The following is an 18,070-nucleotide window of genomic DNA, read 5'->3' on the forward strand; positions in this document are numbered from 1 at the left end:
TCCGCCTGGGAGGGGCGGGTGCGGGCTCCATCCGGCCGGGACCGACGTCACCCGGACGGGTCGGGTGCCAGTACGTCCAGCTCGGCCAGCGCCCCCACGGCGATCTCGCGGGTGATCCGCTCGGCCCGCTCGGCGTCACCCGCGCGGACCGCCTCGGCGACCTGGACGTGCAGGGTCACCGCCGCCGGATCCGGGTCGTCGAACATCACCTGGTGATGCGTGCGCCCGGTCAGGACCTCGGCCACCACATCGCCGAGCCGCGCAAACATCTCGTTGCCGGAGGCGTTGAGGACCACCCGGTGGAAGGCGACGTCGTGCTTGAGGTAACCGTCGAGTTGGTGCCCGCGCGAGGTCGCGACCATGCCCAGCGCGCAGGCGGTCAGTTCGGCGCACTGGTCGGGGGTGGCGTGGCGTGCGGCGAGGCCGGCGGCCACCGGCTCGATGGCCGAGCGCAGCACGGTGAGCGAACGCAGTTGCCGCGGGCGGTCGACGCCGGCCAGCCGCCAGCGGATGACGCGCGGGTCGTAGACGTTCCACTCCTCGATGGCGCGAACGGTGACCCCGACCCGACGCCGGGACTCCACCAGGCTCATCGACTCCAGGACGCGGATCACCTCGCGGACGACCGTGCGCGAGACGTCGAAACGCTGGGCGATCTCGTCGGTGCGCAACACGCTGGCCTGCGGATACTCGCCGGCCGTGATGGCGAGGCCCAGGGTGTCGAGTACATGCGTGTGCAGGCCCTGGCCCGCCGAGGCCGTCTGGCCCGCTGTGGTCATGGGGCAAGAGTACGTGGCATCCCTCACGCAGAAAAAGTATGACGTTTAGATCTCGACCTCTTGAATATGTCGTACGTAATAGGTTTCAGTAGCGCGACGGACAGATGTCGACACCGGCGTCGACTCAAGACAGCGAGGCATGAGATGACCACCCCCCACGTCGTCGTGGTGATGGGCGTCGCAGGAACCGGCAAGACCACCATCGGTCCCCTGCTCGCCGATGCGCTGGGCGTTCCCTACGCCGAAGGCGACGACTTCCACCCCGAGGCGAACATAGCCAAGATGTCGGCCGGCGTTCCGTTGGACGACGCCGACCGCTGGCCCTGGCTGGACGCGATCGGAAGCTGGGCCCATGACCGGGCCGGATCGGGTGGGGTGGTCTCCAGCTCGGCTCTCAAGCGCGCCTACCGGGACCGGCTGCGCGCGGCTGCCCCGAACGCGGTCTTCCTCCATCTGACCGGCGACCGGGCGCTCATCGAGCAGCGGATGGCCGAGCGCAAGGGCCACTTCATGCCGACGAGACTCCTCGACTCCCAGTTCGCCACCCTCCAGCAGCTGGAGGAGGACGAGCGGGGTGTCGCCGTCGATGTGTCCGGCACCCCCGAGGACATCACCGGCAGGGCGGTCGTCGAACTCCGCCGGCTGGACGCCTGACCGACCCGCTCCGCCCTCCCCACCCGTGCACCCGTCCCCCTTCTGTGAGGAACCACCGTGACCAGTCTCAGTGTCGAGATGCTGGCAGCGGACGCCACAGCGCCGATCACCTCGGCGGGCAACGCCCAGCTCGGCATAGCCGTCCTGACGGGCATCGCCGTCATCGTCCTGCTCATCACCAAGTTCAAGCTCCATGCCTTCTTGGCCCTGACCATCGGGTCGTTGACGCTCGGCGCCCTCGCCGGGGCGCCCCTCGGCAAGGCCATCGAGTCCTTCTCCAAGGGGCTCGGCGCCACGGTCGCCGGTGTGGGCGTGCTGATCGCGCTGGGCGCGATCCTCGGGAAGCTGCTCGCCGACTCCGGCGGCGGTGACCAGATCGTCGACACGATCCTCGCCAAGGCCAACGGGCGCACCATGCCCTGGGCCATGGTGCTGATCGCGTCCGTGATCGGACTGCCCCTCTTCTTCGAGGTCGGCATCGTCCTGCTGATCCCGGTCGTCCTGATGGTCGCCAAGCGCGGCAACTACTCCCTGATGCGGATCGGCATCCCCGCCCTGGCCGGTCTGTCGGTGATGCACGGACTGATTCCGCCGCACCCCGGTCCGCTGGTCGCCATCGATGCGCTCGACGCCAATCTCGGTGTGACCCTGGCGCTCGGTGTGCTCGTCTCCATCCCGACCGTGATCATCGCCGGTCCGATCTTCTCCAAGTACGCGGCCCGCTGGGTGGACATCCCGGCGCCCGAGAAGATGATCCCGGCACGCCCCTCCGAGGACCTGGACAAGCGTCCCGGATTCGGTGCGACCGTGTTCACGGTGTTGCTGCCCGTCGTGCTGATGCTGGCCAACGCACTGGTCGAGATCGTCGTGGACGACCCGGAGAACCCGGTCCAGAAGGTCACCGAGGTCATCGGTTCGCCGCTGATCGCGCTGCTCGCCGCCGTGCTCGTGGGTCTGTTCACCCTGGGCCGGGCCGCCGGGTTCACCAAGGACCGGATGGCGTCGACGGTCGAGAAGTCGCTCGCCCCGATCGCGGGCGTCCTGATGATCGTCGGTGCGGGCGGCGGCTTCAAGCAGACCCTGATCGACGTCGGTGTGGGCCAGATGATCCTGGACTTCTCCGAGAACTGGTCGATACCCACCCTGCTGCTGGCCTGGCTGATCGCGGTGGCGATCCGACTGGCGACCGGTTCGGCGACGGTGGCGACGATCTCGGCCGCCGGTCTGGTGGCGCCGCTGGCGGCCGGCATGACCACGACCGAGTCGGCGCTGTTGGTGCTGGCGATCGGCTGTGGCTCCCTCTTCTTCAGCCATGTGAACGACGCCGGGTTCTGGCTGGTGAAGGAGTACTTCGGCATGACCGTCGGACAGACGATCAAGACCTGGTCGGTGATGGAGACCATCATCTCGGTGGTCGGCATCGTCTTCGTCCTATTGCTCTCGCTGGTGCTGTAGCGCCGGTTCGATCCATGGTGCGGGCCCCTCTCGACGAGAGGGGCCCGTCCGCGTTCACCCGCGTTCCCGGCCGGCCGCAACACGCCCATCCCGGCCGGCCCAGTCCCCTTGTCCCCTTGTCCCTTGTCCCCTAGTCCGCTTGTCCTCGCCGGTCTCAGTCCACCGACCGCGCGGCGGCCCGTCCCGCCGCTCGCCCCGACAGGATGCAGCCGCCGAGGAAGGTGCCCTCCAGCGAGCGGTAGCCGTGCATCCCGCCGCCTCCGAACCCGGCCGCCTCACCGGCCGCGTACAGCCCGGCGAGCACGTTCCCCCGCCCGTCGAGCACCCGCGACGACAGGTCCGTCTCCAGTCCGCCGAGGGACTTGCGGGTGAGGATGCTCAGTCGTACGGCGATGAGCGGGCCGGAGCGGGCATCAAGGATGCGGTGGGGGGCGGCCGTGCGGATGAGTTTGTCGCCCAGATAGCGGCGCGCGCCCCGAATGGCCATGACCTGGAGGTCTTTGGTGAAGGGGTTGGTGATCTCCCGGTCGCGGGCGGTGATCTCCCGGCGCAGTTCCTCCTCGTCGATCAGCGGTTCATCGGTGAGGGCGTTCATCCCCCGCACCAGCGCCGAAAGGTCGTCCTCGACGACGAAGTCGACGCCGTTGTCCATGAACGCCTGTACCGGGGCGGGTACGGCGACCCTCGCCCGGTTCAGCACTCCGCGGACCGACCTGCCCGTCAGATCGGGATTCTGTTCCGAGCCGGAGAGTGCGAACTCCTTGCCGATGGTCTTCCGGTCGAGGACGAACCAGGTGTGATCGTGTCCGGAACGCATGATGTGTTCCAGGGTGCCGAGGGTGTCGAAGCCCGGGAAGAGGGGCACAGGCAGCCGACGGCCCCGGGCGTCGAGCCAGAGCGAGGACGGGCCGGGGAGGATCCGGATGCCGTGCCGGGCCCAGATCGGGTCCCAGTTCTCGATGCCCTCGGTGTAGTGCCACATCCGGTCGCCGTTGATGTGGTGGGCGCCGGCCCGTTCGGCCACCCCGAGCATCAGTCCATCGACATGGGCGGGGACTCCGGACAGCATCCTCGCCGGTGGTGTGCCCAGCCGGCCGGGCCACTGGGCACGGACCAGATCGTGGTTGCCGCCGATGCCGCCGCTGGTGATGATCACCGCCTGCGCGCGGAGCTCGAAGGCCCCGACGGCCTCCCGACCGGAGGCGGTGCCGCGCGGTGCGTCGGACGGTTCCAGCACCTCGCCGCTGACGGTGTCGAGAGTGCCACCACTGCCGCTCAGAGCGGTGACGCGATGGCGGAACAGCACCTGGACCAGGCCGCGGTCGACTCCTTCACGCAGCCGGCGCTCGAAGGGGGCGAGGAGGCCGGGACCGGTCCCCCAGGTGATGTGGAAGCGGGGTACCGAGTTGCCGTGGCCGCGGGCGTCGTAGCCGCCGCGCTCCGCCCAGCCGACGACGGGGAAGAACCGGACTCCCCTGGCGTGGAGCCAGGCGCGCTTCTCCCCGGAGGCGAAATCGATGTACGCCTCGGCCCAGCGGCGCGGCCAGTGGTCCTCCGGGCGGTCGAAGCCCGCGGTGCCCAGCCAGTCCTGGAGTGCGAGGTCCCGGCTGTCCTTGACCCGCATCCGGCGCTGCTCGGGCGAGTCGACCAGGAAGAGTCCGCCGAACGACCAGTGGGCCTGGCCGCCGATCGACTGCTCGGGCTCCTGGTCCAGCAGGATGACCTTGCGTCCGGCGGCGACGAGTTCGGCGGTAGCGACCAGCCCCGCGAGCCCCGCCCCGATCACGATCACATCAGCGTCGTACGCCATGGGTTCCGTCCTTCGTGGGCAGGGGGCGGCGGTTGGACTCCCGATCTTCGGTACGGGCCGGTAACCGCGTCAACAGCCACGGCCGACCGGGGCCGCACAGGGGTACGACGGGTACCCCACCCGGGACGGTGGTTGTATGGCGCACATGAATCCTGCTGAAGAGGTGCTGGACATCGTCGACGAGCGGGACCGGGTCATCGGCCGGGCCACGCGCGGCGAGGTGTACGCCCGCGGGCTGCGCCACCGCTGTGTCTTCGTCCTGGCCACCGACGCCCGGGGCAGGATCTTCGTGCACCGCCGGACGGCGACCAAGCTGGTCTTCCCCTCGCTCCACGACATGTTCGTGGGCGGAGTGGTGGGCGCCGGCGAGGAGTACGACGACGCCGCCCTGCGGGAGGCGCGCGAGGAGTTGGGCACGGCCGATCTCCCCCGGCCCGAGCCCCTGTTCCGCTTCCTCTACGAGAACGACGGCCAGAGCTGGTGGTCGGCCGTCTACCAGGTGCGCTGCGAGGGCCCGGTGAACCCGCAGGCCGAGGAGGTGGCCTGGCACTCCTTCCTCACGGAGGACGAGTTGGAACAGCGGCTCGACCAGTGGGATTGGGTACCCGACGGCTCGTTTGCGTATGAACAGCTGAAGGCCCACCGAGGACGAGCGCGATGAGGCCCGGTCCGATGAGAGGTGCGGTGGAGTGAGCGGCTTTCTGCGGAGCCTGCGGCTGTGGTTCGCCCCCCAGCGGGTCAGGGAGGAGGGCGACACCCCCGACTACCGCTTCTCGCTCGCCAACGAGCGCACCTTCCTGGCCTGGCTGCGTACGGCGCTCGCGCTGATCGGCGGCGGCTTCGCGGTGGATCAGTTCCTGCCCGACCTGCGCTGGGGCGTACGGGCCGGGTTGGCCTTCGGGCTGCTGGGGGCGGGAGTGCTGTGCGCGCTGCGCGCGGTGAACCACTGGGTGCGTTGCGAGCGGGCGATGCGGCGCGGCGAGGACCTTCCGGTGTCACGCTTCCCCGCGCTGGTGAGCCTGGTGATCGCCGTGGTCGCGGTGGCGATGATCGTGGTGGTCTTCCTGGGGTGGGAGCAGGGCCGGTGAAGGCGTCGTCCGGTGCGGATGCGGGTGCGGCCCCGGCTCCGCCTCCCGGCTCGGGGCCTCCGGAGCAGAGCCTTCCGTGGGGCGGGGACCGTGACCCGGGTCTGCAACCGGAGCGCACCCGGCTCGCTTGGCGCAGGACGACACTGGCGTTCGCCGTGGCGGCCGTGCTCGCCGGGCGGCAGGTGGCCAGTAGCGAGCACGGCGGGCTGGACGCCGCGGGAACGGTCGTCGTGGCGCTAAGCGTACTGATCTCGCTGGTCTTCCTGCGGGCGGCCCACAGGCGGATAAGGGTGCTGGGAGGCCACGCCCATCCCCCGCCGCTGTCGACCGGGGCGGCCCTGTTGGCCGCCGGGTGCACGGTGGCCCTGGCCGCCTTCGCCAGCACGATGGTCCTCTGACGACGAGCAGCGCCCAACAGCTGCACAGCCGAGCGATTGAACCGCCGAACGGGATGAACCGCCGAATGGCTGCTCATCGGGCGCAGCGCGCTCCGGGAACTAATCTGGAAGTGATCAGAACGGCACAAACATCGTGAAACCTAGACAAGGGTGAGGGTCATGGCCGTACTCCACCAACAACATCCCGCGCACGAGCACGCCCATGGCCCGGCCTGCGGCCACACGGGAATCCTGCACGGCGATCACATCGACTACGCCCACGACGGTCATCTCCACCGCGAGCACTCGGGCCACTGGGACGAGTGCGAACCGGGCGAGCACATCTCGCACAGCGGACACGCCCATGAACACGGCTCCAGCTGTGGACACCCCGCCGTGGAGCACGGCGATCACATCGACTACCTCCACGACGGACATCGGCACGCGGCCCACGAGGGGCACTGGGACGACCATTGAGGTGCTCGGACGATCGGGAGCGCTGCTTCTCGGTCGTCGCAGACCAGAGGGGATGCGTCAGCCGCGGCTTAGGGACGCAGGGCCCGCATCAGCAGATCGGCCAGGTGGTCGGCGACCTCTCGGGGGCTCAGGGCCCCATCGGCGCGATACCAGGTGGACAGGTGGTGCACCGAGCCGAAGTGATAGTCGACGACGAGGTTGGCGGGGGTCGCCGTGGAGAACCTTCCGCTCCGCTGCCCCTCTTCCACGAGCGCCCGGAACCGTTCGTGATAGCGCCGGCGTTCCGCCCGTACCTGCTGACGCTTCTGGGGGCCGAGGTGGTGCATCGAACGGAAGAAGATCTCGGCGTCGTCGAGGTTCGCGATCGTCGTCACCACCACGTCCGCCGCCGCTTCCCGCAGTCGGTCCTCCACCGGCCCGCCCGCGTCCGCATAGCCGTCCAGCCGCTGCTGTTGTAGGCGCAGGACCCGGGCGTACACCTCGTGGAGCAGGTCTTCCTTGGAGTCGAAGTAGTGGTAGAAGGCCCCCTTGGTGACCCCCGCGGACTCGACGACCTCCTGGACCGAGGTGCGGTCGTAGCCGCGTTGGGCGAAGAGCCGGGTGGCGGTGGCCAACAGTCTCTGCGGTACGGGTCCGTGGTCCCCGTCCGTCGTCCTGGCCATCGTGTGCCACCGGCCCTTCGTCCGTTTCCTGCGTCCGTCCGCAGCGTTCGCCTGCTGCATTTATCTGCCGATTTGGCTGCTGCATTTGTCTGGCAGTAGAACAGCCGATCTGTCCGGGATCTTCCCATCGGGGATCGCGGTCGCGCCTCCGCCGAAGGGGGCGCAGGGGGCGCAGGGGGCGACGGGGCCGACGCCAGGGCCGGTGGAACACCGGTAGGCCACTGGTTCCGCCCGCCCGGGTGGCGCGGCGCGACCGGGGGGCGACGCGGCTTCGACCGGGTCGTTCCCTCCTGTCACCAAGAGCGCTAGCGTGCGTGAGCATGACAGGAATCGGCTGGGAAGGAAGCACATGGCGCTGACCAGAAGGGGACTGCTGGCCGCCGGTGGAGCTGCGGGCGCCCTGGCCGCCGGGACACACGCCACCACCGCGCACGCATCGGTGCGCAGGCGGTTGCACACCGGGTTCGACCGACTCGCGGCCGACGGGTACGCCCTGCTGTCAGGGCAGCGGGTCGGCGTGGTCACCAACCCGACCGGCGTCACCTCCGCCGTGCGCCACATCGTCGATGTGATGCACGGCGACGAACGAATCGACCTGGTCGCCGTCTTCGGACCCGAGCACGGCTTCCGGGGGACGGCCCAGGCGGGCGGCTCCGAGGGGCGCTTCGACGATCCGGCAACCGGACTGCCCGTCTACGACACCTATCAGCAGAGCGGGCAGCGGCTGGCGAACGTCTTCACCGCGTCGGGTGTGGACACGATCGTCTTCGACATCCAGGACGCGGGCGCCCGCTTCTACACCTACATCTGGACCCTGTACGACTGCATGCAGGCGGCGGCGCTCGCGGGTAAACGTTTCGTCGTGCTCGACCGACCGAATCCGGTGAGCGGCAGGGCCGCCCTGGGACCGGTGTTGGAGCCGGCCTTCGCCTCGTTCGTCGGCCGCCAGCGGATCGCCCAGGCACACGGAATGACCGTGGCCGAGTTGGCCCTGCTCTTCAACGGCGAGTTCCTCAAGGACGATCCGGTCGACCTGGCCACCGTACGGATGTCGGGCTGGCGGCGTTCGGACCACTTCGGGGACACCGGACTGCCCTGGGTACCGCCGAGCCCCAATATGCCGACCCCGGACACCGCGCTGGTCTACTCGGGAACCTGCCTCTTCGAAGGCACCAGCCTGTCGGAAGGGCGCGGCACGACCCGACCGTTCGAACTGCTGGGTGCGCCTGGGGTCGATCGCCGCTGGGCGCAGGCGGCGCAGTCATTGGCCCTGCCGGGGGTGCACTTCCGCGAGGCGTACTTCACCCCCACGTTCAACAAGCACGTCGGCAAGACCTGCGGCGGTCTCCAACTCCACGTCCACGACCGGGACGCCTTCGATCCGGTGCGCACCGGCATCGGCCTCCTGGTGACCGCGCGGGCCGTCTGGCCCGGATTCCAGTGGGTCAACAACAACTGGATCGACAAGCTCACCGGATCGACCAAGGTCCGCACGCTCATCGACGCCGGAGCGGACACCGATGAGGTCGTGGGGTCCTGGCGGGATGAACTGGCCGCGTTCCGCAGGGTCCGCAGGAGGTATCTGCGGTACTGAGAGGGGGGATGGCCCCATCTCCCCCCGGGGGCGTGCCGGTTCGACCACCGCGCCGCCCCGGCGGCACAGTGGGTACATGTATCGAACAGCGATTCAACGAGGTGTGCTGGGCCTGCTCACCCTGGCCTCCGTCGCCCTGTGCCTACCGGCTGCGGCTGCCGCAGCCGGGCCCGCCATCTCGCCCCGCGTCCCGCAGCTCGCACCACCGACCGAACCCGGCCACCGACCGACCGACGACCGTATCGCCCGCGCGCTGGCCAAGACGGCCGAGCCACTCTCCGATCTGGGACCGCTGCGACGGATGATCGGTGATGCCTCGATCGTGGGCATGGGCGAAGCCACCCATGGCTCCCACGAGTTCTTCCGCACCAAGACCCAGGTGTTCAAGGAGCTAGTGCGGCGCGACGGCTTCGCCACCTTCTCCCTGGAAGCGAACTGGAGCGCCGGGGTCCGGCTCAATGACCACGTGCTGCACGGCAAGGGTGACCCGCGGCAGATCATGCGGGAGGAGTTCCAGAACGCCTACTTCCCCTGGAACACCCAGGAGTACCTGGATCTGATCCGCTGGATGCGCGGACACAACATCCGCCACCCCGAACGGCCGGTGCACTTCATGGGCAACGACTCCGCCCACGCCGGCCCGCAACTGTTCGACCTGGTGACGCGGTACGTCGGCGAACGGCATCCGAAGCTGCTGCCGGAGTTCACCCGGCTCTACCGGGCGTCACGTCCCCCGGAGTCAGCGTCCGTGGACCAGACCATGAAGGCGTACCTCTCCAAGCCGCTCGCCGAACGGCGCGAACTGGCGACCGATGTGCAGCGGGCGCTCATGCTGTTGGAGCAGCAGCGGCCCCACCGAGATCGCGACCGACATGTCTGGGCAGTGCAGCACGCCCGGGCCATCGCCCAGGTCGGAACCATGTACTCCTTCGACTACTCCACCCCTGGTGGGACAGCCCAGATGATGCGCTATCGGGACCAGATCATGGCCGAGAACACGGTGTGGTGGCAGCGCCAGACCGGGCGTCGTGTGCTGCTGTCAGCACACAACGGACATGTGGGATACGAATCCAGCAACACCGCGCAGTATCCGAAGGTGCAGGGTGCCTTCCTTCGGGACCTGGTCGGCGACGCGTACGTGAACGTGGGCTTCACCTTCGGACAGGGGTCGTTCCGCGCCCTTGATCTGACCGACCCGGCGGAACCCGTGCGCACCTTCTCGGTGGGACCGCCCGAGGCGGGCAGCGCCGAAGTGGTGCTGGAGCGGGTGTCCCGGCAGAGCTACACGATCGACCTGCGCACGGTGCCGTCCATCGCGCGCACCTGGCTCAACACCGCCCGTCCGGTCCGCAGCATCGGCGCCGGGTGGCCCGATCCGCCCCAGGCGGTACGGCTGGCTCCGTCGTACGACGTACTGATCCACCTCCCCAGGATCACCCCGGCCGATCTGCTCTGACCAGGGCGGAAGGAGTCCCGCCTGTCGATCCCACCACGTTTGCGACGGAGCGTCCCACAGCACTTCGTCGACTTCGCGCCGCCTTCGGCCCGCTCGAAGTCGACTGCCTCGGACTGTCCCGGACTGTCCCGGTCGGAGGGCTGGCCGTTCCCTCCCGTACGCAGGATGCTTCCTACACAGGCAGGCCCACCCTGGGGAGGACAGTATGGCGGGGATGAGCGTTGCGCCCTATCAGGACATCACCTTCGACAAGGACGGGGATGTCAACACCGCGCAGCGCGAACGGCTGCTGCGGATGGACGTCACGGATCTCGTGCTGTTCGCACACGGCTGGAACAACTCACCCTCGGTCGCCCAGCGGCTGTACTCATCCTTCTTCGCACCCTTCCCGGCCCTGCTGGGACCGAAAATACGGTTGGGGTACGGGGGAATCGTCTGGCCCTCCATGAGGTTCACCGATGAACCCGTCCCCGACTTCGACCCCTCGCTGTTCGCCGCCCCCGAGACGGTGGCACCCCGAATCGCGGCGACGGACCCAATCACGCTGGACGGACCCAGCCAGACCGCTTTGAACGCGGTCTTCCCCGGACACGAGCCCACCGTGGCCCGGCTCGCGGGCCTCCTCACCGAGCGCCCCGCGTCCCGGGAGGCGTTCGCCGAGTTCGGACGGCTGGCCCGGGAGTTGACCGAGGCGCCCGCGGGCGGGCTGGAGACGTGCTTCACCACCGATCTCCCCCAGGACGAGCAGGGGCCGCCCGCCCTGTACTTCGAGGACGCGTTCGAGCTGTGCCAACTATTCGCCCTCGCCCGCGACCAGAAGGACCCCGCCGACATCGCCACACTCTCCGTCGACTCCCTGGGCGAGGGGTTCCAGAAGACCTGGAAGGGCGCCAAGGAACTGCTGCGCCAGACCACGTACTACGCCATGAAGCGCCGGGCCGGTGCGGTCGGCGAACTGGGGCTCGGTCCGCTCCTCGGCCAACTCGCCCGTACCCGACCGGGCGTACGGGTCCACCTCGTGGGCCACAGCCAAGGCGCGCGACTGGTGTCCTTCGCCTTGAAGGGGCTTCCTGACGGGGTGCGCTCCGTGAAGTCGGTGACCCTGCTCCAAGGCGCCTTCTCGCACTACGCCTTCGCTCCCAGCCTCCCCCACGCCTCGCACAACGCGGGCGCGCTGCGGAGCATGGAACAGCGGATCGACGGGCCCCTGGTGGCCTGCCACTCCCGACACGACAGTGCGCTCGGCGTGATCTACCCCCTGGCCTCCCGACTCGCCGGGGACGACCGCACGGCGATCGGCCTCGATCGCCGCTGGTGGGCGGTCGGGTACGACGGCGTCCAAGCCGTGCGCTCGCCCTCGGTACGGCTGTCGCTCGCCCAGACCCTGGCGCGGGGAGTTCCCGCATCCGGCTGTGTGAGCGTGGACTGCGCGGAGGTGGTGCGGCGCGGGGGGCCGCCGTCCGGCGCGCACAGTGACATCTGCCACGAGGAGTTGGCCCGCGTGGTCGTCTCGGCGGGGCGTCTGGGCCGCTGAGCCCGGCGGGACCGCGCCGGACGGGCCGTGGAACACCGAACGGACGCGGACCATCCCGGGCTGCGGGCGCGGTCCTTCAACACTCCGGGTACCCGGTCGCGGCTTCGGCACTCCTGTGAGCCCGACGGGTACCGGGTCGGCCGCGGAAGGTCGGGGGCGCACGGCGATCGACGAGAGCCGTACGGACCTGGAGTGCGCGGCGCAATGGGAAACGTCCGACAACTCGCTCCCTTGCCCACGGGCATTCGGGGCAGTCTTCAGGGGCAGTCTTCCCACGATGGGTTCGGGGCGCGGATGGGCAGTTCGGGCTCCGAGACGGACGGGACAACAGGACATCGGCGCAGGTGCGACCCCACCCGCCATCGTAGGAACGTTTCATTAATGGGCCCCATCGGATTTTCGATGGAGCCGGATCGGGCAGTCGTACGTCCATACACCAACGCCGATGTACCAGCGACGGAGGTGGCAGTGCATGGCCGGCTTCAGGAGTCTTGCGAGACAGGTGCGCGATGCGCGGTGTGATTTGGCGCTCCGGCGCTACTCACTGCGCAAGTGCCTTGAGCGATTTGCCCCTTATGGGCATAGGGCGACATGGGATCACCTCTGCGCCCGGCACGGCATCGAGCCCGAGGACCGGGCTCCCGACCCAGCGCGGCTGGTGGCCGCACTGGAGGAGTTGGAACGGGCGCGTGCGGTCTGGCTCGCGTACGAGGAGAGCTTCGCGGACCGCCGCAAACGGGAGAAGCACGGTGGACTACGACGGCCGTCGTCCTTCGACGACTGGCACCGTCGCACCTGGGGCGGCCATGGAGTCGCGCGCTGCGACACCCCGAGCGTTCACCCCACGGCACCGCTCGACGAGGTGCTGCGCCGACTGATCGAGGCATTGGGCAGGGCACCAGGCGAGTCCTGTCCGGCCTGCGGAGCGAGGGAGATCGAGTGGCGCAACAACCTCGCACACGAGCCCTGGAGCGGACCCGTCTGCCTGGGCTGCGGAATCGTGGTGCCCCGACCCGTACTGTCGTCCGATGCGGTGGCCGCGGCCAAGGCGGTCGGGCGAGTGGCATTGGCGTCGGTCGCCTGAGCGGCGCGCAGCAGGAATCGCACGCGAACCGCCCTTCGGTACCGCGTGGACCGCCCTCCGCGCCCGTGGTGAGTGCGCGGGGGCACTCACCGGCATGCCGCCCCTGGTTCGCATCCGTACCCCACGGGTACGGTGCGGAACTCAGACCGTGTTCCCGGCGTTCCCGGCGTTCGCGGCGGTCCCGGCGTTCGCGGCGGTCCCGGCGTTCGCGGCGGTCCCGGCGTTCGCGGCGGTCCCGGCGTTCGCGGCGGTCCCGGTGTTCTCGGCGGTCCCGGCGGTCCCGGCCTCGCGGCGCACGGGCAGCAGTCGGGAGCCCGCCATCCGCTGACCGAAGGTGTCGTCCGGGTTGGACAGGACACAGGTCTCCAGCGACAGACAGCCACAGCCGATGCAGTCGGTCAGATGATCGCGCAAGCGCGCCAACTGCTTGATGCGGGTGTCCAACTCGCTGCGCCACGCCTGCGACAACCGCGCCCAGTCGTCCTGGTTCGGGGTGCGCTCTTCGGGCAGTTCGGCCAGCGCGTCCCTGATGGTCGCCAGCGGAATGCCGACTCGTTGCGCGGCACGGACGAAGGCGACCCGACGAAGGGTGTCCCTGGAGTAGCGGCGCTGGTTCCCGGTGGTACGACGGCTGTTGATGAGCCCCTTGGACTCGTAGAAGTGCAGGGCGGACACGGCCGCACCACTGCGCTGCGAGAGCTGGCCGACGCTCAGCTCCTGTGTGGTTTCGAAAAACTGGGGCACTCGGCGACCCTACTGGCCCGGGCACGCACACGGGATGGCACGGTGCACCGGGGGCCGCCCCTGACCCCCTGAACGCTGGCTGCCCCCTGTCTGCGAACGGCGATCGGACACCCTCGCGCGACCGCCCGTCGAACCGCTGGCCGGCCCGTCCGCACCGGCGGCCGAGGACATCCCCACATCGCGTCTGACCGGACCCTGCATCCACGGTTCTGTACGGTGAGACCGTGGCGGCTTCCACGGGAGCCAGTACGTGAGAGGCAGGGATCAGGACCATGGCCGAGCCGAGGACCTTCACTTCCGCAGCCGAGCTGGCCGCCGCGGTCGGCGAGCAGTTGGGGCCGGGCGACTGGCTGGAGATCGACCAGCAACGGATCGACCGCTTCGCCGAGGCGACCGGCGATCACCAGTGGATCCATGTGGATCCCGTACGGGCGGCGGACGGCCCGTTCGGGACGACCATCGCGCACGGCTATCTCACCCTCTCCCTGCTCCCTGTCCTGGTACCTCAGGTGATGCGGGTGGACGGAGCGAAGATGGGCCTCAACTACGGGACGGAGAAGGTGCGCTTCCCGGCGCCGGTTCCGGTGGGGTCGCGGCTACGGGCGACGGTGGTCGTGCAGAACGTCACGGAGGCGGGTGGCGGGGTCCAGGTCACCGCCCGGGTGACGGTCGAGCGCGAGGGCGGTGACAAGCCGGTGTGCGTGGCCGACTCGGTATCCCGCTACTACTTCTGAGCAGTTCGCAGACGCGGACCGTCCGGGCTGTGTGCCGGGCGGCCCGCAAGGAGCGTGGGGACGGGTCGCCGTCTCACCCGGCCGGGCGTCTTCACCGTCCGCTGTCCTCGGCGAGGGTGTGGGCGACGAGCGCGTTGGCATGGCCGTGGCCCAGCCCGTGTTCTGCCTTCAACCAGGCGACGAGTTCCATGTGCTTGGTCAGGGGTGACAAGCGGATGAGTTCCTTCCACTCCGCTACCGGGCGCCCGTACTTCTTCTCGATGGACGGGAAGTAGCTGGCGGGTCCGTTGGCTGCGTTCGTCATATCGCTGATTCCTCTGGGTCGGTGCAGTCGGTGCAGTCGGTGTGGGCGATGCGGTGAGCGCTGTCGGCGCGATCAGTGCAGTCGGCGCGGGGCGATGTTGCCATACGCCATCGATGCGGTCGGGGCGTGGCGGCTGCCGGGTCGGCGACCGGCAGCCGGGTCAGCCGTTGGAGGGCCGTGGACGGAGCGCAAGGCGGAGCGTGACGGCGGTGAGCCCCATCAGGCCCAGCCCCGCCCCGACGGTGAAGGCGACGACGGAGACACCGGAGCCCATGAAACCGGCGAGGACCCCCATCGGCAGCAGACGGCAGGCAAGAGCCCAGCCGCGCTCTTGCCTCGCCGCGAACCAACGGGCCAGGAAGAAGAACGCGACGCAGAGCGAGAGGAACCCCACCAGGCCACTGGCCATATGGACGGCGCCCTGCGCACTGATCGCGGCAGGCGGCCCCTGCGGAGTGCCGACGGGGAACCCCGCCCCGGCATCGGCCCGGAACACCGCATTCACCATGAACGAGGCACCGAAGACGCCCAGGAGGCGCGGTACCCAACGCGCCGCCTGACCGGCGTCCAGGGTCTGCCGCACACCGAGCGCGGCAGCGGCGATCAACAGACCGGTGAGGACGAACGAGGCCGTCTGCACCCAACCGAGATCGCCGAGGCTGAGCTGACTGAAGGCGTTCCGGCTGAAGTCGAAGCCCTCTCGGGTGAGCCCCTGGACGACCCCGAGCCCGAGGAACAGCGGGCCGGCGGACGCGCCGATGGCCAGGAGCCTGCGCGCCGCCGACGGCGACCGATCCCGATTGCCCGTAGGGGCGTTCAGAACAGGGGCGTTGATCGTGTGGGTCATGGGGTGCCTCCCTCGTACGCGGCGCCTCGCTGGGGCATGGGCATCGCGGTGGTCTTGCGGGTTTGACCGCGGAGGAAGGCAAAGGTCATCGATCGAGGGGCAGTGATGTGGGTCACAGGAGTCGCCACGGTTGGTCCCGTGACCCATGCGGCATGCACCCGCCCGTGGCCGCTTGCCCCGGAGGCACCCACGGGCGATCGAGGACGGCACGGTCGCAGGCGGGAGACAGGTCACCGGCCCGAACGGTTCACCGGTCCGCGCCGGACACCGCAGGCGTCGGGGGCGTCTGGGGCGTAGAGACCATGCGGAGTACGAGATCGGCATAGAGCTCCCCGACCTCCTCCGGGGTGCGGCGCCCCTTGGAGTTGAACCACCGGGCCACATCGATGCAGAGCGAGAGCACGGCGAGCGTGGTTCCGGGAACATCGGGCACATCGAACTCGCCGGATTCCACCCCGTCCCGCAGGATGCCGCGGATGACGGCATCACTGCGCCGCCGCAGCTCAACGATCTCCGTACGGTGCTCGGGCGAGAGCGCTTCGAGTTCGTACTGCACCACGCGGGCGGTGTCATGACGACCGGCGTGCCAGCGCACGAACGAACTGACGGCGTCCGCCAGCCGCTCCGGGGGTGTCCCCTCGCGCTCGCCCGCGGTGGCCAGTACCGCCAGGGCCCGGACGTGCCCGATCCGACTGATGCGGTGGAGCAGTTCTTCCTTCGTCTTGTAGTGGATGTAGAGCGCCGCGGGGCTCATCCCGGCCCGGCTCGCGATGTCCCGCGTCGTCGTGGCGTGGTAGCCGCGTTCGGCGAAGGCTTCCACCGCGGCGATGAGGAGCTTCCTCGCCGCCTCGGGCGAAACCTCTCCCCACGGCACGTCGTCGCAGGTCATCTCCTCGGCCGCAGTCATCGCGCGCCCCTTCCTATCCACTGGAGGAAACCATACCCGCACCCATGAGCAAGCGCTTAGAGACGGACTGGGGGCCGAGCAGACAGCGCTGCCGATCGAGTCCGCCCGCGGTGAACGGCACGCACCGGGCCGACGACACCTGAAGGCGACCTGGCGATCCCGCCCCGCGCGCCCGCCGGGGCAGCCCCTGGTCGGCGACGGCTGGGTCCGGCCCGGCAGGCCCTACGATGTGGCGCATGGCCCGACCGCACAAGCCCCTCCTGAGCCGAGAACGCATCGTCGAGACGGCGGGTTCACTCGTCGACGCGGAGGGCGTGGAGGCGGTCTCCACCCGGCGGTTGGCGGCGGAGCTGGGCGTGAGCGGCCCCTCGCTGTACCACCACTTCCGCACCAAGGACGAAATCCTGGAGGCGGTCGCGGACTCGGTCCAGGCCGAGGTCGACCTCTCGATGTTCGACGAACGGGCGACCGCGCACCCCGGCGACTGGAGCTGGGACACCGCGCTGCACGCCTGGGGGGTCGCCTACCGCGCGACCCTCACCGCCCATCCCCATATCGTCCCGGTGCTCGCCAAGGGGCCGGGCCGTCGACCCGCAGGACTCCGGGTGGCCGACGCGGTCTTCGGGGCGATGGTGCGGGCAGGCTGGCCACCGGCGCAGGCGACCTCCATCGGCGCGCTGATGCGGTACTTCATCACCGGCTCGGCCCTCGGCTCCTTCGCCTTGGGCTTCGTCGACGACCAGGCGGCGTACGACCCGGCCGACTACCCGCACCTGGGGCAGGCGCACCTGCTCGCGGAACGGCAGGAGCAGGTCGACGAGCGGGCGTTCGAGACGGGTCTGCGGGCGATCATCGACGGGCTGAGGGTTCAGTTCGAGGCCACCGCATCCCCGCGCATGTGACACCCATTTCACCTTGGTGCTCCGGTAAATACAACGTTCTTTCATTTATGGATACGGCCGCGAATCCCACCCGTCGCGGCCTCCAACCAAAACCGCACCGGACCGTCTGAACGCCTAGGCAACCGAGCACATCGGCATCGATTGACGTAGTGCGGTAAATGGCTAGAACTCCACCGGTTCCCTCTGTCGATGCCGTCCGACGAAGGGTTGTGAAATCGTCACTGCAATCACACTCGCTCCCTGACGACGAGTGGCAGCACCCTCGAAATCAAGCCGCGGCGCACGTGCACGGCCATGGAAGTTGGCCGGGCCAACAGGGCCGGCAATTCACATAAACGCAGACCGGGAACGAAAGGGTCTTGCGAAAGTCCCCGATCGGAACCGTACGACCGTCCATTCTCTGCCATGCATACCGGCCAGCACTCACCTCCGCACCGACCAGCGGTGCGATCGGAGGGACGGCAGCAACAGGGAGCCCGGCGGTGAGGGGAGCGATGGCGACATCCGCACCTTGACCAGCGGAGGAGTCTTTGAGCAACGGAAGCTCGGCGGGAGCACACCACGAGGCCCCTTCACGGGTGGGCGTGGCTCTTGGCTTGCGGTGGCGCTTGCCGCGGGGGGTCGGCGTCCCAGCGGTGCGGCCTTCCGTTCCATCGTCCCGG

General features: G+C 69.4%; 18 protein-coding genes and 1 pseudogene. 12 read left to right on the top strand and 7 right to left on the bottom strand.

Annotation, left to right across the window (positions count from 1 at the left end):
• Positions 1 to 47: 47 nt before the first annotated feature.
• Positions 48 to 779, bottom strand: a complete 732-nt coding sequence (locus OID54_RS08865; RefSeq protein ID WP_329016451.1) for a FadR/GntR family transcriptional regulator — start codon at positions 777 to 779, stop codon at positions 48 to 50.
• Positions 780 to 923: 144 nt separating this feature from the next.
• Between OID54_RS08865 and OID54_RS08870 the strand changes: the two genes are divergently transcribed.
• Positions 924 to 1,433 (top strand): gluconokinase, encoded by a 510-nt coding sequence (locus OID54_RS08870; protein WP_329016454.1) that lies wholly within the window; start codon positions 924 to 926, stop codon positions 1,431 to 1,433.
• Positions 1,434 to 1,490: 57 nt separating this feature from the next.
• Positions 1,491 to 2,888 (top strand): GntT/GntP/DsdX family permease, encoded by a 1,398-nt coding sequence (locus tag OID54_RS08875; RefSeq protein WP_329016457.1) that lies wholly within the window; start codon positions 1,491 to 1,493, stop codon positions 2,886 to 2,888.
• Between the two features lie 154 nt (positions 2,889 to 3,042).
• Here the strand turns inward: OID54_RS08875 and OID54_RS08880 are convergent, their stop codons facing one another.
• The gene (locus OID54_RS08880; RefSeq protein ID WP_329016460.1) at positions 3,043 to 4,698 is read right to left on the bottom strand and encodes an FAD-binding dehydrogenase; all 1,656 of its coding nucleotides are present in this window, start codon (positions 4,696 to 4,698) and stop codon (positions 3,043 to 3,045) included.
• 145 nt (positions 4,699 to 4,843) lie between these two features.
• Here OID54_RS08880 and OID54_RS08885 point away from each other — a divergent pair, with 145 nt between their 5' ends.
• The 4 genes from OID54_RS08885 (at position 4,844) to OID54_RS08900 (ending at position 6,640) form a co-directional block, all read left to right on the top strand.
• The gene (locus tag OID54_RS08885; protein ID WP_329016463.1) at positions 4,844 to 5,359 is read left to right on the top strand and encodes an NUDIX hydrolase; all 516 of its coding nucleotides are present in this window, start codon (positions 4,844 to 4,846) and stop codon (positions 5,357 to 5,359) included.
• Between the two features lie 28 nt (positions 5,360 to 5,387).
• Entirely contained in the window at positions 5,388 to 5,786 is a 399-nt protein-coding gene (locus OID54_RS08890; protein WP_329016466.1) for a YidH family protein, read from the top strand.
• A gap of 101 nt (positions 5,787 to 5,887) precedes the next feature.
• Entirely contained in the window at positions 5,888 to 6,184 is a 297-nt protein-coding gene (locus OID54_RS08895; RefSeq protein WP_329027348.1) for a DUF202 domain-containing protein, read from the top strand.
• 159 nt (positions 6,185 to 6,343) lie between these two features.
• Complete coding sequence (locus OID54_RS08900) at positions 6,344 to 6,640, top strand: hypothetical protein (RefSeq protein WP_329016469.1); 297 nt, start codon at positions 6,344 to 6,346, stop codon at positions 6,638 to 6,640.
• 68 nt (positions 6,641 to 6,708) lie between these two features.
• Here OID54_RS08900 and OID54_RS08905 read toward each other — a convergent pair whose 3' ends face one another.
• Positions 6,709 to 7,302, bottom strand: a complete 594-nt coding sequence (locus OID54_RS08905; protein ID WP_329016472.1) for a TetR/AcrR family transcriptional regulator — start codon at positions 7,300 to 7,302, stop codon at positions 6,709 to 6,711.
• Positions 7,303 to 7,651: 349 nt separating this feature from the next.
• Between OID54_RS08905 and OID54_RS08910 the strand changes: the two genes are divergently transcribed.
• The 4 genes from OID54_RS08910 (at position 7,652) to OID54_RS08925 (ending at position 12,970) form a co-directional block, all read left to right on the top strand.
• Positions 7,652 to 8,896, top strand: coding sequence for an exo-beta-N-acetylmuramidase NamZ family protein (locus tag OID54_RS08910; RefSeq protein ID WP_329016475.1), 1,245 nt, complete (start codon positions 7,652 to 7,654; stop codon positions 8,894 to 8,896).
• 76 nt (positions 8,897 to 8,972) lie between these two features.
• Entirely contained in the window at positions 8,973 to 10,352 is a 1,380-nt protein-coding gene (locus OID54_RS08915) for an erythromycin esterase family protein (RefSeq protein ID WP_329016478.1), read from the top strand.
• A gap of 214 nt (positions 10,353 to 10,566) precedes the next feature.
• Positions 10,567 to 11,886 carry a serine-threonine protein kinase gene (locus tag OID54_RS08920; RefSeq protein WP_329016480.1) on the top strand — a complete coding sequence of 440 codons (1,320 nt, stop codon included), beginning with the start codon at positions 10,567 to 10,569 and terminating at the stop codon, positions 11,884 to 11,886.
• 472 nt (positions 11,887 to 12,358) lie between these two features.
• Positions 12,359 to 12,970, top strand: a complete 612-nt coding sequence (locus OID54_RS08925) for a hypothetical protein (RefSeq protein ID WP_329016484.1) — start codon at positions 12,359 to 12,361, stop codon at positions 12,968 to 12,970.
• A gap of 282 nt (positions 12,971 to 13,252) precedes the next feature.
• On the opposite strand, the pseudogene soxR reads toward OID54_RS08925, so the two are convergent.
• A pseudogene (gene soxR, locus OID54_RS08930) lies at positions 13,253 to 13,714 on the bottom strand (redox-sensitive transcriptional activator SoxR); the annotation flags it as partial.
• 272 nt (positions 13,715 to 13,986) lie between these two features.
• On the opposite strand from soxR, the gene OID54_RS08935 reads away from it, so the two are divergent.
• On the top strand, positions 13,987 to 14,448 hold the full coding sequence (locus OID54_RS08935; protein ID WP_329016487.1) for a MaoC family dehydratase: 462 nt from the start codon (positions 13,987 to 13,989) through the stop codon (positions 14,446 to 14,448).
• A gap of 91 nt (positions 14,449 to 14,539) precedes the next feature.
• Here the strand turns inward: OID54_RS08935 and OID54_RS08940 are convergent, their stop codons facing one another.
• From OID54_RS08940 to OID54_RS08950, 3 genes are all read right to left on the bottom strand, one after another.
• A complete protein-coding gene (locus OID54_RS08940) occupies positions 14,540 to 14,752 on the bottom strand; it encodes a DUF4287 domain-containing protein (RefSeq protein ID WP_329016490.1) in 213 nt (70 codons plus the stop codon).
• A gap of 160 nt (positions 14,753 to 14,912) precedes the next feature.
• Positions 14,913 to 15,599: a DUF998 domain-containing protein gene (locus tag OID54_RS08945; RefSeq protein WP_329016493.1), complete on the bottom strand. Its 687-nt coding sequence runs from the start codon at positions 15,597 to 15,599 to the stop codon at positions 14,913 to 14,915.
• A 247-nt stretch (positions 15,600 to 15,846) separates the two neighbouring features.
• The gene (locus tag OID54_RS08950) at positions 15,847 to 16,506 is read right to left on the bottom strand and encodes a TetR/AcrR family transcriptional regulator (protein WP_329016496.1); all 660 of its coding nucleotides are present in this window, start codon (positions 16,504 to 16,506) and stop codon (positions 15,847 to 15,849) included.
• Positions 16,507 to 16,742: 236 nt separating this feature from the next.
• On the opposite strand from OID54_RS08950, the gene OID54_RS08955 reads away from it, so the two are divergent.
• Positions 16,743 to 17,408: a TetR/AcrR family transcriptional regulator gene (locus OID54_RS08955; protein WP_329016499.1), complete on the top strand. Its 666-nt coding sequence runs from the start codon at positions 16,743 to 16,745 to the stop codon at positions 17,406 to 17,408.
• Positions 17,409 to 18,070: the final 662 nt, after the last annotated feature.

The organism is Streptomyces sp. NBC_00690 (assembly GCF_036226685.1).
Lineage (GTDB): Bacteria > Actinomycetota > Actinomycetes > Streptomycetales > Streptomycetaceae > Streptomyces.

Coding starts and splice junctions, on each gene's coding strand:
- OID54_RS08915 (WP_329016478.1), top strand. CDS start 8,973: ATGTATCGAACAGCGATTCAACGAGGTGTGCTGGGCCTGCTCACCCTG.
- OID54_RS08880 (WP_329016460.1), bottom strand. CDS start 4,698: ATGGCGTACGACGCTGATGTGATCGTGATCGGGGCGGGGCTCGCGGGG.
- OID54_RS08905 (WP_329016472.1), bottom strand. CDS start 7,302: ATGGCCAGGACGACGGACGGGGACCACGGACCCGTACCGCAGAGACTG.
- OID54_RS08950 (WP_329016496.1), bottom strand. CDS start 16,506: ATGACTGCGGCCGAGGAGATGACCTGCGACGACGTGCCGTGGGGAGAG.
- OID54_RS08925 (WP_329016484.1), top strand. CDS start 12,359: ATGGCCGGCTTCAGGAGTCTTGCGAGACAGGTGCGCGATGCGCGGTGT.
- OID54_RS08865 (WP_329016451.1), bottom strand. CDS start 779: ATGACCACAGCGGGCCAGACGGCCTCGGCGGGCCAGGGCCTGCACACG.
- OID54_RS08940 (WP_329016490.1), bottom strand. CDS start 14,752: ATGACGAACGCAGCCAACGGACCCGCCAGCTACTTCCCGTCCATCGAG.
- OID54_RS08920 (WP_329016480.1), top strand. CDS start 10,567: ATGAGCGTTGCGCCCTATCAGGACATCACCTTCGACAAGGACGGGGAT.
- OID54_RS08885 (WP_329016463.1), top strand. CDS start 4,844: ATGAATCCTGCTGAAGAGGTGCTGGACATCGTCGACGAGCGGGACCGG.
- OID54_RS08955 (WP_329016499.1), top strand. CDS start 16,743: ATGGCCCGACCGCACAAGCCCCTCCTGAGCCGAGAACGCATCGTCGAG.
- OID54_RS08945 (WP_329016493.1), bottom strand. CDS start 15,599: ATGACCCACACGATCAACGCCCCTGTTCTGAACGCCCCTACGGGCAAT.
- OID54_RS08870 (WP_329016454.1), top strand. CDS start 924: ATGACCACCCCCCACGTCGTCGTGGTGATGGGCGTCGCAGGAACCGGC.
- OID54_RS08900 (WP_329016469.1), top strand. CDS start 6,344: ATGGCCGTACTCCACCAACAACATCCCGCGCACGAGCACGCCCATGGC.
- OID54_RS08910 (WP_329016475.1), top strand. CDS start 7,652: ATGGCGCTGACCAGAAGGGGACTGCTGGCCGCCGGTGGAGCTGCGGGC.
- OID54_RS08935 (WP_329016487.1), top strand. CDS start 13,987: ATGGCCGAGCCGAGGACCTTCACTTCCGCAGCCGAGCTGGCCGCCGCG.